This window comes from Grimontia sp. NTOU-MAR1 (assembly GCF_035758505.1).
In the GTDB taxonomy this organism is placed as follows: domain Bacteria; phylum Pseudomonadota; class Gammaproteobacteria; order Enterobacterales; family Vibrionaceae; genus Enterovibrio; species Enterovibrio marinus.
Genome location: NZ_CP142109.1, coordinates 917774 through 935114 on the forward strand (window position 1 = coordinate 917774; position 17341 = coordinate 935114).

Annotated in this window: 14 protein-coding genes and 1 pseudogene; 10 read left to right on the forward strand and 5 right to left on the reverse strand. The window is 45.3% G+C overall.

Translation table 11 applies throughout. The features are described from left to right. Positions 1–535: 535 nt before the first annotated feature. The 3 genes from VP504_RS22105 to VP504_RS22115 all read left to right on the forward strand — a co-directional run bounded on the left by VP504_RS22105 (position 536) and on the right by VP504_RS22115 (position 3357). A complete protein-coding gene (locus VP504_RS22105; protein ID WP_325894214.1) occupies positions 536–1168 on the forward strand; it encodes a helix-turn-helix domain-containing protein in 633 nt (210 codons plus the stop codon). 88 nt (positions 1169–1256) lie between these two features. Further along, the gene (gcvT, locus tag VP504_RS22110) at positions 1257–2375 is read left to right on the forward strand and encodes a glycine cleavage system aminomethyltransferase GcvT (protein ID WP_325894216.1); all 1119 of its coding nucleotides are present in this window, start codon (positions 1257–1259) and stop codon (positions 2373–2375) included. A 373-nt stretch (positions 2376–2748) separates the two neighbouring features. After that, positions 2749–3357, forward strand: a complete 609-nt coding sequence (locus VP504_RS22115; RefSeq protein WP_062706933.1) for a DNA-J related domain-containing protein — start codon at positions 2749–2751, stop codon at positions 3355–3357. A gap of 27 nt (positions 3358–3384) precedes the next feature. Here VP504_RS22115 and VP504_RS22120 read toward each other — a convergent pair whose 3' ends face one another. Continuing rightward, entirely contained in the window at positions 3385–4269 is an 885-nt protein-coding gene (locus VP504_RS22120) for a DMT family transporter (RefSeq protein WP_325894218.1), read from the reverse strand. Positions 4270–4529: 260 nt separating this feature from the next. Between VP504_RS22120 and VP504_RS22125 the strand changes: the two genes are divergently transcribed. Continuing rightward, positions 4530–8552 carry a response regulator gene (locus tag VP504_RS22125; protein ID WP_325895423.1) on the forward strand — a complete coding sequence of 1341 codons (4023 nt, stop codon included), beginning with the start codon at positions 4530–4532 and terminating at the stop codon, positions 8550–8552. A gap of 67 nt (positions 8553–8619) precedes the next feature. Here VP504_RS22125 and VP504_RS22130 read toward each other — a convergent pair whose 3' ends face one another. Continuing rightward, complete coding sequence (locus tag VP504_RS22130; RefSeq protein WP_325894219.1) at positions 8620–8910, reverse strand: DUF406 family protein; 291 nt, start codon at positions 8908–8910, stop codon at positions 8620–8622. A gap of 208 nt (positions 8911–9118) precedes the next feature. Next, entirely contained in the window at positions 9119–10765 is a 1647-nt protein-coding gene (locus VP504_RS22135) for an AMP-binding protein (protein ID WP_325894221.1), read from the reverse strand. A gap of 457 nt (positions 10766–11222) precedes the next feature. On the opposite strand from VP504_RS22135, the gene VP504_RS22140 reads away from it, so the two are divergent. Together VP504_RS22140 and VP504_RS22145 are read left to right on the forward strand one after the other, a co-directional pair. Further along, a complete protein-coding gene (locus tag VP504_RS22140) occupies positions 11223–11684 on the forward strand; it encodes a TetR/AcrR family transcriptional regulator (protein ID WP_325894222.1) in 462 nt (153 codons plus the stop codon). Positions 11685–11914: 230 nt separating this feature from the next. Further along, positions 11915–13114, forward strand: a complete 1200-nt coding sequence (locus VP504_RS22145) for an acetate/propionate family kinase (protein ID WP_325894224.1) — start codon at positions 11915–11917, stop codon at positions 13112–13114. A 137-nt stretch (positions 13115–13251) separates the two neighbouring features. Here the strand turns inward: VP504_RS22145 and VP504_RS22150 are convergent, their stop codons facing one another. After that, positions 13252–13602, reverse strand: coding sequence for a helix-turn-helix domain-containing protein (locus VP504_RS22150; protein WP_325894225.1), 351 nt, complete (start codon positions 13600–13602; stop codon positions 13252–13254). A 279-nt stretch (positions 13603–13881) separates the two neighbouring features. On the opposite strand from VP504_RS22150, the pseudogene VP504_RS22155 reads away from it, so the two are divergent. The 4 genes and pseudogenes from VP504_RS22155 to VP504_RS22165 all read left to right on the forward strand — a co-directional run bounded on the left by VP504_RS22155 (position 13882) and on the right by VP504_RS22165 (position 15508). Further along, positions 13882–14423 (forward strand): annotated as a pseudogene (locus VP504_RS22155) (FAD binding domain-containing protein). 12 nt (positions 14424–14435) lie between these two features. After that, on the forward strand, positions 14436–14741 hold the full coding sequence (locus VP504_RS22160) for a hypothetical protein (RefSeq protein WP_325894227.1): 306 nt from the start codon (positions 14436–14438) through the stop codon (positions 14739–14741). Between the two features lie 160 nt (positions 14742–14901). After that, positions 14902–15156 carry a hypothetical protein gene (locus VP504_RS25655; protein WP_442788919.1) on the forward strand — a complete coding sequence of 85 codons (255 nt, stop codon included), beginning with the start codon at positions 14902–14904 and terminating at the stop codon, positions 15154–15156. Next, on the forward strand, positions 15059–15508 hold the full coding sequence (locus VP504_RS22165) for a molybdopterin cofactor-binding domain-containing protein (RefSeq protein WP_442788920.1): 450 nt from the start codon (positions 15059–15061) through the stop codon (positions 15506–15508). The genes VP504_RS25655 and VP504_RS22165 overlap by 98 nt, the downstream gene beginning before the upstream one ends. A 510-nt stretch (positions 15509–16018) precedes the next feature. On the opposite strand, the gene VP504_RS22170 is transcribed toward VP504_RS22165, so the two are convergent. Further along, positions 16019–17248, reverse strand: a complete 1230-nt coding sequence (locus tag VP504_RS22170) for an alpha/beta hydrolase (RefSeq protein WP_325894230.1) — start codon at positions 17246–17248, stop codon at positions 16019–16021. Positions 17249–17341 lie beyond the last annotated feature (93 nt).

A 17341-nucleotide genomic window follows, 5' to 3' on the forward strand; every position in this document is an offset into this window, starting at 1 on the left:
CCATCGCCTGCCCAGTTGTAATGTTGAAGAGCTTATTACTTTGGGTATAGCAAGCGTGGCGTTTTATTGTTATTTGCACTTCAACATTTGCGTAACATACAAAACGTGTTTGCGCCCTGCAAAACAAAATTTCCTATAGGAAACTCTTAATGTGATCTGGCGAACATTTATGACAATTTGCTCAATATACGACTTTCTTAAAATCCCCAGTCCACGCAAACGTTTGCTTTTTTACTCTCTTACACTCAAAATTGCAAACAATAAATCTGAAGTTAACCAAATAATCTTTTAAAAACATAATCTTATATTTATATCTGGTAAGGGTGCTATTTGTTGCTGAAAAATGAGCATTGAGATAGGTTCAAAGGAATATAGCTATCGTCCATACGATTAGGTGGTACAGAATTGCCCGAGTTTCCAATAGGAAACTTTTTGTTAAAAATGTTAACTTATCTATGTCGGTCATCGTATTGTCTGTGTAAAAATGACCGCCACTAGGGATTAAACCCAATAACAGCAAGGTGAGAATCGAACTATGTCAGAGCCAGATGCACAGATCGGGTACCCGTCAGTGACCGTTGAAAGAGCGAGTGTACAAGCAGATGCGCCGATCTCGCCACTGCGTTTGGGTGAACGGTTGAAAGAGATCCGAACAAATAGCGGTTTGACGCTGGAAGAAGCCAGCAAGCTCACCGGGCTTGCTCGCTCCACACTTTCGAAAATTGAAAACGAACAGATTTCCCCAACGTTTCAGGCAATGCAGAAGCTGGCAGTAGGATTGAAGATTGATATCCCACAACTGTTCGCACCGCCAAAATCGCGTCAGGCGACAGGCCGTCGTGATGTTACCCGTGCTGGAGAAGGGAAATCGAGACCGACGGGTACTTATGAGCATGAATTGTTGGCTACCCAACTTACCAACAAAAAAATGTTCCCGTTCAAATCCCGCGTCCGAGCCCGTTCGTTTGAAGAATACGACGAATGGATTCGCCACGATGGCGAAGAATTTCTTTTGGTATTGGAGGGCAGTATTGCTTTCTACTCCGAATTTTATGAAGCAATTGAACTGAATGAGGGTGACAGCGTGTATTACGACGCTGCGATGGGACATATGCTCACCTCACTTAGTGAAGAAGACGCCTTGATTCTCTGGGTGACTGCATCCTGAATCAAGAAGGTAGTTATTGGTATAAACCCGCTGAGTCAGCGGATGATTATTTAGCAAGTCGGCAAGCGCCGTGATCATGGAGTGAAACATGTCTCAGGATCTACTCAAAACCCCACTGCACGCTCTTCACATTGAAATGGGCGGGAAAATGGTTCCATTCGCTGGCTATGATATGCCAGTGCAATACGCACTCGGTGTGCGCAAAGAACATATTCATTGCCGTGAACACGCGGGTCTGTTCGACGTTTCTCATATGGGCCAGTTGCGCCTGCATGGAGAGAATGCTGCAAAGGCGCTGGAAGCACTGGTACCGGTAGACATCATTGATTTACCCGAGGGTAAGCAGCGCTACGCACTGTTTACCAATGAGCAAGGTGGCCTGATGGATGACCTGATGGTGACTAATTTCGGCGATCACCTTTTTGTGGTTGTCAACGCTGCATGTAAAGAGCAGGACATCGCACACCTGCGCGCCAATCTTCCAGCGGATGTTGAGTTGGAAGCGATTGAAGATCGGGCTCTGCTGGCCCTGCAAGGCCCTGAAGCTGCAGCAGTTTTGGCTACATTGAACCCTGCTGTTGCTGACATGGTATTTATGGATGCAGCAAAAATGGATTTGGCGGGTATTGAGTGTTTGGTTAGCCGTTCTGGCTATACTGGTGAAGATGGTTACGAAATCTCTGTTCCTGCAGATAAAGCGGAAGAGTTTGCTCGCCGACTGCTGCTGAAAGAAGAAGTGGAATGGATTGGTCTAGGCGCACGTGACTCACTGCGTCTCGAGTGTGGCCTTTGTCTTTATGGGCATGACATTGATACCACCACAACACCGGTAGAGGGCAGCCTACTATGGGCAATAAGCAAACCACGTCGTGCTGACGGTGAGCGTGCCGGCGGCTTCCCCGGTGCAGAGATTATCCTTGAGCAAATTGCGACTAAAGACGTATCTCGCAAACGTGTTGGTCTGCTGGGGTCGAGCAAAGCACCTGTGCGAGAAGGCGCGGTACTGTTTGATGCTGACGATAATGAAATTGGTGTGGTAACCAGTGGTACCTTCGGTCCAACCAAAGGTCAGCCAGTCGCTATGGGCTACGTTTCAACAGCCAATGCTGTTATTGGTACTGAAGTGTTTGCAGAGGTACGAGGTAAGAAGTTGCCGATGACCGTCGAAAAAATGCCGTTTGTCCCTCAGCGTTACTACCGAGGCTAATTCGCTGAGTTATAGCGAAAAAAAGCTCGCATAATAAAACAGTGGTAATCCGCATTGATGACGGTAAAAGTTCAGCAATGTAGGTGATTTAAGTAAGGTCGGTGATTCTCACCGACCTTTTTATTTTATTTGTCAGTAGGCTAGACAAAAGGTCGTAAAGCCTGTCGGTTTATTTAACTTCACGTCTCAAAACTTGGCATTACTTGTGCTTTCTTTGTAAGTGGGCTCCCTGTCAATAAAGGTAAAAATTGTCAGAGGCAGAAGGTAGGCATCTGTGACTTCGTGCAGAAAGCGTCAATAAAGCAGGCGATTCACAGGATTATGGATTAATGTCTTATATGTACGACATGAGGTCGATAGGAGAAAGAGTTGTATGCTTGCAGAACAACGGGATGATATTGATAACCCTCTGATCTGGCCGATTTTGGGTGTACTAGAGGCGTCTAATCAGAGCTGGAAAGTGCACTATTTGATGGCAGAGCTGCAGAAGAATACCATCATGGACCATCTGGACGATGATCCACAACTGGACTTGTTCAAGCGTAATTTTCTTATCATGAATGCGCTCTACCAATTGCAGGAAATGCTATTGCCAAATCAGTGGTTGCAGGTGGAGTCGATGGACATCCGTTTGATGTGGCGAGGAGCGAGTTCTGGCTTTGTTCAACATGAAGTGAATCATAGCGACCCACTTCGTGGCTACTATATGGATTGGACCAACTACGATGCGCAGATTGAAGATGTGCGTGAATTGTTAGGCTCATTCTGGAAGCGCTATCAACAGCACGTGGGTCATTGCAGTGAAACCACAGTTGAACGTCGTAATGCATTGGCAGCATTAGGACTATCAGAAAATGCCTCTGATTCGGAAATCCGACGCCAATGGCGCAAGATGGCGTTGAAATGGCACCCAGACAGGCCTGAAGGGGACGCGGCGACCTTCCGTACCATGTGCGAAGCCTGGCAGAGCCTGAGACTATGATGACAACCCGGAACGCGTAAACCTAGCTTACCCCGAGCTGGTCTTCTTGTTTAATACACGGTGTTTTTTGGCAGCAGACAAAGTAAATAGCACCAGGGTCAACAACACAATGCCGCCTCCTAGCAGTACATTGTCACTCGGTACCTCCCCAAGAACAGCCCACACGAACAGGGGCCCAAGAATAGCCTCAAGTAGCATGAAGAGATTTGCGTGTGCGGCTGGAAGATACTTTGGCCCAACCGAAATGAGCACAAAGGAAACTGGCACTACCACACAGCAAAGTAGCAAAGTGTATTTCCATTCCTGCTGAGTAAGTGACAAGGGCTCAGCGCCTGCTATTAGAGAAATCATCGCTGTGCAAATTCCACCTAGAACCAAGTAGAGCGGGGCATTGGCGCTTTTGCTTTTTCGCAGAATCACAAAGTAGGTTGCGAGCATAAATGCTGTTATCAGCGCCATCAGGTTGCCATAAGAGGCCGTAGGCATCGCCTTTCCGTAGAACACAAACCCGACACCAATCATGGCTGCAATAATGGCGATGATAGTTCGAATGTCAACCTGCTCCTTGAGTAAAAGAAAGGCGAGCAGAGCAGAGATGAGTGGGCTGATATTGATGATGATGAGCGTACTGGCTACTTGAGTGTGATCGATAGAAAGTACGAAGCAAACTGTTGATATGGAAAAAGCAAAAGAGCCAACTAGTAGTGATTTGGATGGCTTTCTCAATGCGGCAATGGTTTGGGACGGTTTGGTTACTATCAAAAATGTTGAGATGATGAGTGCCGACAATAGGCCTCGCCAGAACAACAATGTCCAGCCTGATGCCTCAATCAGCCGAATGAGTAGCGCGTCAACACTGAGGATCGAAATCCCCACTAACATGGCTGCAGTGCCTTTAAATATCGGTGTCACTCCTACTACTCCTTGTTTTTACGCCGATTTCCTTTTCCCTTGGTAATACTATGTTTGGGCTAGACGTAAATATGAACACTCAACTTTGTTCACCAACAGTACTCCATTTATTAACAGATAAGTCAATAAGTGCAAATGGCTTTTGTCCGTTCTCACTTTATCAAGCTTCAAGAGGGGTCTACTCTTACTTGATGGTAGTGTCACTGTTAAGAGAATTTGGATAGAAAATGAGATCTATACGCCACATCTTTTTCGCGTTGATGGGATTAAACCTTTTTCTCGGCGTAGCAATCATCCTCGCGCACGTGCGATCTAATGAGCTAACGAATCAAATGAATACCATTTACGAGCAGCGCTATCATCAATATCGGCTGGTCATTGAGTTAAAGCAAAGTTCTGATCTTCTCACTCAGTTTGCTCGAAGCTATGCGGTAACAACAAACAATCGCTGGCGTTACCTTTTTGAACAAGTCAAAGCCATTCGAGATGGCCAGCTTCCTATGCCAGATGGTTATAACTTCGATTACTGGACGCAATTATCCGATCCAAACAATGAAGTCGTTCATCCCGAAATCCCGATTCGTCCAGATTATCCCTCGCTGATGAGTCGCTTACTAGATTCTGGGATCAGCGAATCCCATATGACTTTTCTGACCCAGGCACTATCCCGTTCACAAGATCTGATTGGCATTGAGCAAACCGCCATGGATCTCATTCAGGGTCGTAAGCGCACAGCCCGAGGAATTGAAAGAGTAATTCCTGATCCTGAACTTGCAGAGAAAATGCTGTTTGGCCCAGATTACAGTCATGAGAAGAGCAAAATCATGGGGCCCATTGGCGCTTTTTATCATGCGATAGATAAGCAGACGGCTGAAGAGCTGGATGTGCTCAATCAGCAGCGCGTTAATATGGAAGGGATCACCATATCGATGGCATTTTTGCTGCTTTTGGCTGTGCTGACCACTACAACCCTACTTTGGTATAGATTCCTCAAGCCACTAGACAATATCCGCAGCACTATAGTCAGCAAAGTTCGGAACAAAGAATTTGAGTTCAAGCTGGACGTCAACAAGCAAGGTGAATTGAAAGATCTTGCACACGCGCAAAACGAAGTATTACGTGAAATTGCTGAACGCTTCGAGTTTAGTCGACAAGTCAAAGCGTTCTCTGATCTGATTCGCGGCTGCTCCGATATGGGCGAACTTGGCTTCCAGGTAGCGAACTTTTTCTCCCAACGCCTAGAGTTGCCTTACACAGCTCTTTACGTAGTCCGCGGAGACATCATGAGCCTTGTAGGTGGTGTGGGTGTTGACGAGCAATCTGAGGATATGCAGAAAGAAACGCTCTCATTCCACCGCACTATTTTGGTTACCAAAGAAGTACTGATAATACGTAACGACAAAGACCAGTTCGTACTGACTTTGCCGGTCGGCAGACTTTCCCTGAGTGAGATGTATTTCATTCCGCTCATCGTAAATAACGAAATGGTGGGTGTGCTTGAACTTGGCTCAGTGCGTCTGCTATCTGATAAAGAGCACGACTGGCTCAATGAAGTTCAGGAAGACCTTGCAGTAGGCATTCAGCTTACCCGCAACGCAGAACTTCAAATGGAAGCTGAGCAACGTGTTTCCGAGCAGCTCAAACTTAATCAGCAGATCATTAATGCAATTCCGAATCCAACATATTTCCGTGATACCAAAGGTAACTACATCGGTGTGAATGATGCATTCACCGATTTTCTCGGACTTTTTTACGTTGATGTCGTGGATAAATCACCATCAGAGTTATTTGCTGATGACGTAGCAACCATGTTTATCGAAAAGGAAAAAGCGCTGCTCGATAACCCGGGTTCTACGGTATACGACATTGAGTTGGCCAACGTTGGCGGCGATGTTCGAATTCTCACGGTGTACGAAGCAACCTACTATGGTGGTGATGGCGTTCCATTAGGAATTGTGGGCTTGTTCGTTGATGTAACAACACAGAAACGCCTCGAATCTGATCTGATTTCTGCAAAGGATCAGGCTACTGAGGCGAGTAAAGCGAAAGGTGAATTCTTAGCCAATATGAGCCATGAGATTCGTACTCCAATGAATGCGATTCTCGGTATGTCTCACTTGGCATTGATGACTGATTTGAGTGATAAGCAGCGCAACTATGTGGGCAATATAGAGAAAGCAGGTAAGTCACTACTTGGCATTATCAACGACATTCTCGACTTCTCGAAAATTGAAGCCGGTAAATTGACAGTTGAACACACTGAATTCAGGTTCAGCGAAGTGCTGGACAACATCAGCAACATTATTTCCATAAAGGCAAAAGAGAAAGATCTGGAGCTTATTTTTGATATTGACCCTGACCTTCCTGATGATCTGGTGGGTGACCCACTTCGTTTAGGGCAGATCATCATTAACTTAACCGGTAACTCAGTGAAGTTTACTGAGACGGGCGAAATCATTATTCGTGCCCATAAGGTTACTGATGCTGATGAAATCATTGAGATTCAGTTTGATATTGAAGATACCGGTATTGGTATGAACGATGACCAATTGGGAAGGCTGTTCCAGTCGTTCTCGCAAGCTGATGGTTCGATTACCCGCAAATATGGTGGTACCGGTTTGGGCCTAACCATTTCTAAGAGTTTTGTTGAGCTCATGGGTGGCCGAATTTGGGTCGAAAGTGAGCCAGGTAAGGGCTCAACTTTCTCGTTTACCATCCGATGTGGTCGAAGTGAATCCAGCATCAAGGAAAAGGTAGCACGTGCCACCATTCTTAATGACAAGCGAGTATTGGTGGTTGATGACAACCATGCGTCGCGTGACATCATGTATGCGCTATTGGATAATCTGGAACTGCGTGTAGCAGCGGTTTCAAACGGTGAAGAAGCGGTTTCCGAAGTAGAGTCTGCCGACAAGATCAATGATGGCTTTGATGTGGTTGTGATGGATTGGAAAATGCCGGGCATCAATGGTGATGAAGCCACGCTACTCATTCGCGATAAGCCCCTCAACAAGATGCCGAAAGTGATTCTTGCTAGCGCCTACGGTGAGGATTCAGGATTGATCAATGAAGAAGTGCAGAAAGTGTTCGATGCTTCGATCGTGAAGCCGATCAACCCCTCGACTTTGTTCGATGCGCTGATGGAAGCATTTGGCCATGAAGAAATGAAGCTGACAAACTGCCACGAAGCTGAGAAAGACAAAACAGAGGAAGTTGACTTTACGGGTTTGAAGATACTTCTTGTGGAAGACAATGTGATCAATCAAGAAGTTGCAAAAGGTATTTTGGAGCAATTCAACCCAACCATTGAAGTGGCTGAAAATGGACAAGTTGCGCTGGAAAAGGTGCAGGAAGATAAGTTTGATATCGTTCTTATGGATATGCAAATGCCTGTGATGGACGGCTTGACGGCAACACGCAAGATTCGAGAAGTAGAAGCCCTTGCTAGTTTACCCATCGTTGCCATGACCGCAAACGCTATGGAACGGGATGTGAAGCAATGTAAAGAAGCGGGTATGAACGATCACGTTTCTAAACCGATAGACGTAGAAGAGTTGATCAAATCGATTCAGCGCTGGGCATCCGTGTCAGAGCAGACAGTGAAAACATCCATTGCACTCAATGGTATGAAAAAGGACCAACCTTCAGACTGTAATCTCAATCATATCGATCCTTTGGTGTTAGATGCGAAAGAGGGTATCACCCGTATTGGTGGTAATGTTGATGCTTACTGGAAAGTCATTACTGCATTCACTGAAACCAAACTCGTGGTAATTGAGACAGTTCGACAGCAAATCGCAAATGAAGAGCGTGAAGATGTAGAACTGTTCGCTCACTCGTTGAAAGGTGCAGCATCTAACGTGTCAGCTAAGGGCTTGGCTGTGTTAGCGGGCAACTTAGAAGATCAGGCAGGGTCTGATCTTCAAATGGAAGCTTCGCTGCTCGATAAAATCGAACAGTGTTTGCAGGAAATTAGAACCTACATCCCTGATGAAGAGCCTAAAAACGAGGTGGAAGATCAAGCTCAGGAGTTCGGAGGTTATACCCCTAGAGAATTCCGCATCGAACTTGAACAGCTTAAGATCCTGCTCAACAACTTTGATACACAAGCCGTTGATTTTATTGCCGGTATAAAAGAGAGCTCGAAGGGTATGAGTGTTGATCTTACCAGTGTAGAAGGTGCTATTCGCAAATTCGAGTACGAGGCTGCAGTCACAAAACTGGAAGCGGTGATCGAATCACTAGGTGCTGACGAAGTTAATGCCGCAACAGAGTCTTTATGATGTCGTTAGAGCGATAATCGCTAGATAAGATAAAGCCGCGTGTGTGAACGCGGCTTTTTAAAACGAATTACAGTGAGCGACTGCGTAATTCGAAAATAAGCTTTTCTGCACTGCATTCAAACTTCAATTTTACTGTCAGTGGATCAAGTGAAAGCTCGGCATCTTCGTCTAAGTCATGCATAACCTCGTCGTTCACCTGCTTTGCTAGATCCAGATAACGTTGAAATTCAGCAACAGCTGAAGCTTTGTCTTTGGCGAAGATTTCTACTTCCGCGACCTCGTCACCTTCGCCGATAACAAAGCCCATTTCTGCTGTTACACCGCATGCATCGCATACTTGGTATTCTTCTTGGCTCATCGCTTACTCTCTCAATAGCAGCCGCACTTAGTTCTAAGCTTAAGGCGTCTGCATGCTGTTATTTAAGTAATATTACTACATATAATCATTGAAAAAGTAGGGTTTTTATAAAAGAATTTTAAGTAGGATGGCTTGCGTTTGATTATCATTTCGGATGGGATGCAAACAAAAAAGCGCGGACCTAAATCCGCGCTTTTTCACTATGGGTTCAGTCTTCCCATTGAACCAGAGTACCTGATGGCCAGTTTGCACCAACATCATGATATTTCTTCTCAAGCATATGACGACGGATTTTGAGGGTTGGTGTCAGCAGACCATTCTCAATGCTCCAAGGCTCTTTAATCATCAACACGCCCCGAATTTTCGCGTGCGATTCCAACTCACCGTTGATAGTGTCAATCACATGCTTCACTCGACGCTCATAGCGCTCTCGGTCAAAGTCCGGGAAGTGATGAGGTAGTGCCAGCAAAACAGGGCCAGGCATGCCTGAGCCTACGAGGCACATCATCTCTATATTGCTGAGCTCGAAAAGACGCTTTTCAATCGGAACTGGAGCAACAAATTTCCCTTTTGCTGTCTTGAAGGTATCGTTTTTACGCCCTTGAATGGTGAGAAAGCCTTCATTATCGAGGAAGCCGATATCCCCTGTGTGCAGCCATCCTTCTACAAGAGTTTCGGCAGAAGCTTCCGGATTTTTGTAGTAACCGGCAAACAGGCCTTTACTGCGAACCAGGATTTCTTCGTCTTGTGCGATTTTGATTTCTACGCCTGGACCTGGGCTACCAACTGTGCCTATTTTATCAGCGCGGAATGGGTAGTTGAGGGTGCTATATGCGTAAGATTCAGTCATGCCCCAAGCTTCAGTGATATTGAGCCCAAGCTTTTCATACCAGCGAAGAAGCGCGGCTGAAACAGGTGCAGAACCACAACCTAAGACCCGAGCCTGATCCAAACCGAGATTTGTGGCCACTTTCTTCTTAATCAGGCCAGAAATGAGCGGCAGTTTAAGGAGAATATTGAGTTTGCTATCGGGCAACTTCTCTTGGATTCGTTGCTGGAATAGGGTCCATAAACGAGGCACCGAAATAAACAAAGTAGGGCGGTGCATCTTCACGTCGTCGATAAAGGTATCAAGAGACTCTGGGAATGCAGTGCAGATACCTGCATTCATCGCGGTTGCCATGATATAAACACGTTCTGTGATATGTGCCAGCGGCAAGTAAGAAAACAGACGCTCACCTTCGCGCATGCCAATGTGATTGATCAGTTGCTGAGCAGACCAAGCATGTGTGCCATAACTCAGCATGGCACCTTTTGGTAAGCCTGAAGTACCAGACGTGTATACGATAGACATCAGTTCATCATCTTGATGATCCGGTTTGACATCCGCGCGATCATTTTGGGCAACCAAGTCTTTCCAGTCGTAACCGCAATTGATGGTTGGGTAGGGGAAAGCAATGGTTGGAATGTCTGACCGCTCAGCCAAAGAGTCTTTCAGCGCTTGGGTGTCATCAAGCTTGCCTACAAACAGGGCTTTCGATTCGCTGTGGTCAAGCACATGGGAGATGGTTTCTGATCCGGCGGTTGGGAAAATTGGCACGCTAATGTAGCTGCCAAGCATCATGGCAAGATCAGCGGTAAACCATTCAGCACAGTTTTTGGAGATGAGAGCAACGCGGTCTCCTGGCTCGAGGTCCATACTGCGCAGAGCAGTGACGATACGCAATGCTTGGTCGACTACGTCTGAATAGGTGAAGTCGGTAAACTTGCGATTAATGATCTGTCTCAGGAAAATTTCATTTGGGCGTTCTTCGGCCCAGCGCAGCATTTGTAGATATGGTTTTTGTTGAGCCATAAAGGACCCCGTTTAACAGTAGGGAAAAGAGGTTATTTTTAATTGTATGTTACTAGCATGTTAAATTAGGTGTCTTGAGGGACGATGGTCAAGCGATTCATTCAAACGCTTGTTCAAATTTTGATGCATGTAACGCTGTACCACTCTTCTTTGTGGTTTTACTGACAAAAATAGCATTTTCGTTTCAGTGTGTTACAACTCAACAATACTTGTTGGTCCACCTTATGTAATACCCTTCACGCTTCTCATTTTTTTATACTTAATTGGCTCATAAGCTATACGAATGTACTATCTTTAAGACTGTTACGTTAAGGGTCGGTAGTCGGTAAACCCTTTTTACTTTCAACATAATCAAGCTCTACGTACGTGAAATACATACCAACAATAGCGTTAACAGCGGTAGTAGTGATGTCTTGATTGTTAAAGCTTACGGAAGCCAAAAAACAGGGATAAAACTATGCCAAAGAGAAGCAAAGAAGATACAGAGGTAACCATCAGGTTAATTCTGGATGCAGTGGTCGATCAGTTGGTTACCTTGGGGTATGACAAGATGTCGTACACCACGCTTAGCCAGCAAACGGGGATTTCAAGAACGGGGATTAGCCATCATTTTCCGAAGAAGACGGATTTCATTACCCGTCTCGATGACAGGCTGTTAGGTATCCTGATTGATAGATTGGATTTGGAAGGCGATAAGCGCTCTTTTATAGAAAGTTGGTTGACTGCACTTCGTTCAGACAATCGCTTCATTGCTGTTCTTCGCGTCTTTTTTCTGCACACAGTTTCGTCGGAAAACGCTGTTGAGTTTACCAGCCATGCGAGTAGAAAACTGCATGATGTTTGTTGTAACCGATATGGTGAAGAATTCGAAAAAGATCTGGAGTGGCTACTGGGGAAATCCCTGCTCACCATGGCTTAGCCAGCGTTAACCTCTTCAATGAAAAAGGCTCCTAATACTGGGGCCTGTTTCGTTGCGTTTGCGTTGCCCTAAAGTGCCTATTTTCTGTGCGTCAGCGGCCCATTTTTGATCTGAAACAGTAAAACGCCAAAAAAACGCCTCTCATTCAAATATAAGTTGAATTGTTCAAAATTAATTTAATAATGGGCTTCGAATTCGAGTCTTACACCCATTTGCCAACGAGATTTTTCATGAGCAATTCACTAGTACTTGTCCTTAACGCGGGCAGTTCCTCTCTTAAATTCGCATTGATGAACGCACAAACCGGAGAAGCCATTTTGTCTGGTCTGGGTGAGTGCTTCGGTCTTGAAGATGCGCGCATTAGCTGGAAACGAGAAGGACAAGACAAGCAAGAAGCCATGCTGGAACAGGGTGGTAACCATCACGAAAAAGCAGTAAGCCTTATTGTCGAGTTGGTGGAGAGTATGGATGTTGGTGGCCAACTGGTTGCAATTGGTCACCGTGTGGTTCACGGCGGTGAAAAGTTTGCTGCTGCGACACGTCTGAATGAAGATGTTCTGGCAGAAATCGAAGCGTTGAGCGATCTAGCTCCGCTGCACAACCCAGCAAACGTAATGGGTATTCGTGCAGCAATGAAAGCCTTCCCGGCGCTGCCACAGGTTGCTGTGTTTGACACCGCGTTCCACCAAACAATGCCTCAAAAAGCGTTTACTGGCGCAATATTAAACGAGCTATACACAGACTATGGTATCCGCCGTTACGGATTCCACGGCACCAGCCACTACTTTGTGACCCGAGAAGCAGCAAAACAGCTGGATAAAAACGTTGAAGAAGCGAACTTCATTTCTGTTCATCTAGGTAATGGTGCGTCGGTGTGCGCGGTTCGTAACGGTCAGTCTGTTGATACCTCCATGGGCTTCACTCCGCTGTCTGGCCTGATGATGGGTACTCGTTGTGGTGACTTAGATCCAGGCATCATCGAATTCTTACTGAAGAAAGGCTGGAGTCAGGAGCAAGTGTTTGAGGCATTAAACAAGAAATCTGGTTTCTTGGGTGTTTCTGGCCTGACTTCCGATGCCCGTGGCATTCTGGAAGCAATGGAAAGTGGTCACGAAGGTGCCAAACTGGCGTTTGAAGTGTTTACCTACCGCGTTGCCAAGTACATCGGCTCTTACATGATTCCACTGGATAGTATCGATGCGATCATCTTTACCGGTGGTATCGGTGAGAACTCACTGCCTATCCGTCACGAAATCCTGAAGAACCTCAAGCTTCTGGGCTTTGTCGAAGACGAAGCTGGCAATGAAGCAGCGCGCTTTGGTAACGGTGGCGTCATTGCAAAATCCGAGCTTCTGGGTGCTGTGGCGATTGTTGTTCCAACCAATGAAGAATTTGTTATAGCTTCTCAAGCTGCTGGGTTTGCAAATTAATCCGCGATAGCTGAATTGGATACTCAAAGCCGTTGATGAGAGTCAGCGGCTTTTTTTCATTTTTTGCGAAGAAATATCTAACATTCGGTTATAGATACTGGAGAGGATGACGTTCCAGCCAAGCTTGGACAATCAATTTACTTTGGGCTATTTCTGTATTCAACCGGAGTTCTTCCTGTCCACTTTTTAAAGGCTTTATAAAAGTTTGCGGGTTCGGAGAAGCCCACCAGTGTCGAAATATCTTCAATCTTCATACTTGTCTGCTGTAAGTACTTCACTGCGAGATTTTGACGTGTTTTTTCCAACACCTTTTGATAAGTTTGGCCAGATTCTGACAGCATTCGGTTTAAGGCTCTTAGTGAGCAATGAAAGTGTGTCGAGGCTTGTTCGGCACTGGGGAACTTGCCTGGGCTTTGTAAAATAAATGCCTGAACCTGTGTAGCAATGTCCTTGGTTGAAGGATAGCCAACATTTTTTATCAAGACCATTCAATCAGTGCTCCGTCCATTCATATTAATAAAAAACTTATTTCATAATTCAATAAATAAACCGAGATGCCAAACAGCCAAAAGCCAAAAAATGTACCATTGGTGCATAAAACGGTACTGTCCACGCCTAAATGTTTGTGAATGTTAAAACTAAGTAACAAGACTGAATTTACTTATCAAGTCTGCTTGCAGATACATATTGATTGGTCAATTTGATGCTCGTTCGGACAAGAATCAACGAGCTAACCGCAAATGGGTCGTTCTTATGGAGAGTCGTAAATGATATCTAAGAACTTTAACTACTTCGCCCCAGCGTCTGTTCCTGAAGCACTTGTCTTGCTGCGAAAGTTTGGTAATGACGCAAAATTGTTAGCAGGTGGCCACAGCCTTTTACCCATGATGAAAATGCGCTTTGCCGAGCCAGTACATCTTATTGATATGCAAAATATCGCCGAACTGAAAGGAATATCTGTTCACGATGATGTGATTTCCATCGGTGCCATGGCCTCTGAAAACAGCATATTGCGCCATGAATCCTTAGCAGAATTGTGTCCTCTTTTAATGGAAGCGACAAAATGGATTGCCGATCCGCAGGTGAGAAATAAAGGCACCATAGGGGGTGATATCGCGCATGGGATCCTGCCAATGACCAACCAGCAGTGATGCTTGCGCTGGATGCGACGTTCCACATTGTTGGCGGCGAAGGAAAACGGATTGTCGCTGCCAATGATTTTTTCCTCGGTACGTACCTTACCGATCTTAGCGCAGGTGAAATTCTCGCCCGGATTGAGATCTCCAAGCAGGCTGGCGTACGTCAATGAGGATTTAGAAAGTTGAAATGCAAAACGGGTGATATTGCCACCGCCGCATGTGCTGTGTCTTTGAACGTCAATGGTGACGTTTGTTCAGATGTCAGAATTGCTCTGACCAATCTCGGACCTACTGCCTTTCGGGCACGCAAGGCAGAATGGGTGCTGGAAGGACACTATCCCACACCTGAACGCTTAAATGCCGCTGTTCAAATTGCTATGCAAAGTAGTGAGCCCGCTGCAGACCAACGCGGAAACGAAGAGTACAAAACGGCAATGGCAGGAGAGATGCTCCATCGTGCGTTGCAAGATGCAATCACGAGAAGATAAGACAACAGCCTCATCAGTATGCAGGTTTATCGTCGGCAAATAGGGATGCCACTGCGCCGATCAAACATGCTAATACGCGTACACGTCACCGATATCTCCCTAAAAACACTGCATGGCACATTACTGAAGGCAAACAAGGGGAAGTGTGATGGTATCGAGTATGCAAGATCTAAACACCAATGAAGAAGGCGATCTCTCAGAGGTGACGAAAAGAGTTCAGGGCATCGGTTGCTCGCGCAAGCGCAAGGAAGATCCGAAATTTGTACAGGGTAGGGGGCAGTACGTCGATGACGTCAAACTACGGGGTATGGTTTTCGTTGATATGGTATGCAGTCCGTACGCCCACGCCAGAATTATCTCAATCAACAAAGAAAAAGCCCTCGTATTACCCGCGTGTTCATCCAAGTCCACTTGAAACCTATGGTTGTGTTGCCTCGTTTGACCTGGTCAAAGGCAACCTGACTGTCTATGTCACCTCTCAGGCACCGCATGTTGTACGCACCGTTGTGTCATCGCTCTCGGGTATTTCAGAGAGTAAGGCATTAGGATGGCAACTCGATAGCGGCAATTACCACTTTGCCCTGCAAAAGGTGATGGATGCCGTCGACTATCCCACGCTGCTCGAAGAACAAAAAGTAAAGCGCGAAAACGGGGAGTTGATGGGGATCGGCGTATGTACCTTTACTGAAATCGTGGGTGCTGGGCCAACCCGAAATTGTGACATTCTCGGTATTAGCCGCGATTATCATGGAAATGAGTTTCGGTGAATCCACGGGACAGTTTTGTTTAGAGATAAGTTGGAAACATTTTCCTAACTTCTGGAGGGTGAAATTTCACGATTTCCTTTCCGAGTGGAAAACCATCTTGACACTCTAGCACCTCGGAAGCAACGTGATTCATTGCAACTATTTGATTCCTCAAATTTAACCAAATAACACCCGGGTCAAAGCGTTGCAGGTGAAACTGAAACTGCTCCATTGTGAACCCCTCCTTCAAATACAGCTATGTTCCTTAGTAAGTATTAGTGGATTGGGTTTACTGATACAACAAAGAGTAATAATCTTTATTCTAGAGCCATCAACGTAAAATGAAAAACTCAATATTGAGTATTTTGACCAAGACTTATTATGCGTGATTTTCAATAAAGACAAGATAAGTCTGCGTGAAGAGGTTATTTTCTTCGGAACTTATCCGTGGATATTCAACATTGAACTGATTTTTTCGAAATCCCTAACAATTCATTGCTTGACTCTTGTCTTACTTCACCCAAGCGATATTTACCTATTTGGAGGTTTAGGTGGTTTTTTTTGTAGCATTAAATCTAAACAGGCACAAAAGGTTGGTGTAGATTCAGAGTAAAATTCATCAACTGTAGAAAAGTGATTTTTATTCTCTAAAACCACGGTATTGCTATTCATATCGTGAGACTGAAGATACTCCGCAAAAACACTGGTCTGCCTTTGAAACTCGTCACTTTCATTACCTCCTACATACAGGCTGAAATTGACGGGTTCAGAAGCATCAAAATGAACAGGACTCGCTTTTGTTAATTGTGTTGAGTCGAGGTTTAACCGCTCGCGCATGATGATAGTGAAGGGTTCCAGATCGTAAAGGCCTGAAAAGCCGATAACGGTTTGGAATAGATTGCGCGGAAGCGATGCATCAAACGCTGACCAGTTGGTCAACCCCATCATTGCAGCTAGATGCGCCCCTGCGGAGTGACCTGCGACGGTAATCGAGTTTTGGTCAATGCCATGTTCTTCTGCGGTGACAAATAGATTGTGAATACCGCGACGACATGAATTAATGATCTCACTTATTGTGACATCTGGGGCTTGTGGATAGTTAAGATTTGCAACGGCAATGCCATATTGCGTAAAAGAGTTCGCGACTTTGGCGTAGATTTCCTTATCGGTGTATTGCCAATAGCCACCATGGATGTGGATAAGCAGAGGCATTTTCTTACTTCTGCGCTTCGGGAGATAAAGATCGAGTGAATGATGATAGGAAGATGAACCGAACACGATTTCCTTCGTTTCGCAGTGGGAGGCCGGGCGAGTCTCTACCCAATTATGAATGATCTGTGGTGCGTCGGGGGCAGTCAAAAATGTGTAGTATTGATCAAAGAGCTCGGTTTTCGAGTAGCCTCTGAGGACAATGTCATTTGATAATGGTTCTCTTTCGATGGCTGCTTCCAGTGCCACCATTTCCTGTTGAATAACTGCAACCTCACCAATATTTCCTGCTAGCTTGAATCTGAGTATTTTGTCTATTTCATCTTGATTTTCATAAAAATCATTAAGTGATGTTACATATATCGTTAATGTTTTTATGGATGAGCGATTCACACCGTATGAATGAAACCTTTCATTAACTTTTTCCGCTAGAGCACCAAGCGAATTCACGGTGTTTTTTGAGCTTTCATCCGCTACGAATTCAATAAAGAGTTCAATATTATCAATGTGTTTAATCGGTATTTTCTTGTTTGTTGACTTTATTTTCATCATTGACCCCTCTTAGGTTATTCACGCTTGCAGGCAAGAGAGCAGGTGTTGAGTTTACCGTTGTGAAGTATTGTAGGGCAATAAAATGCACCTAAT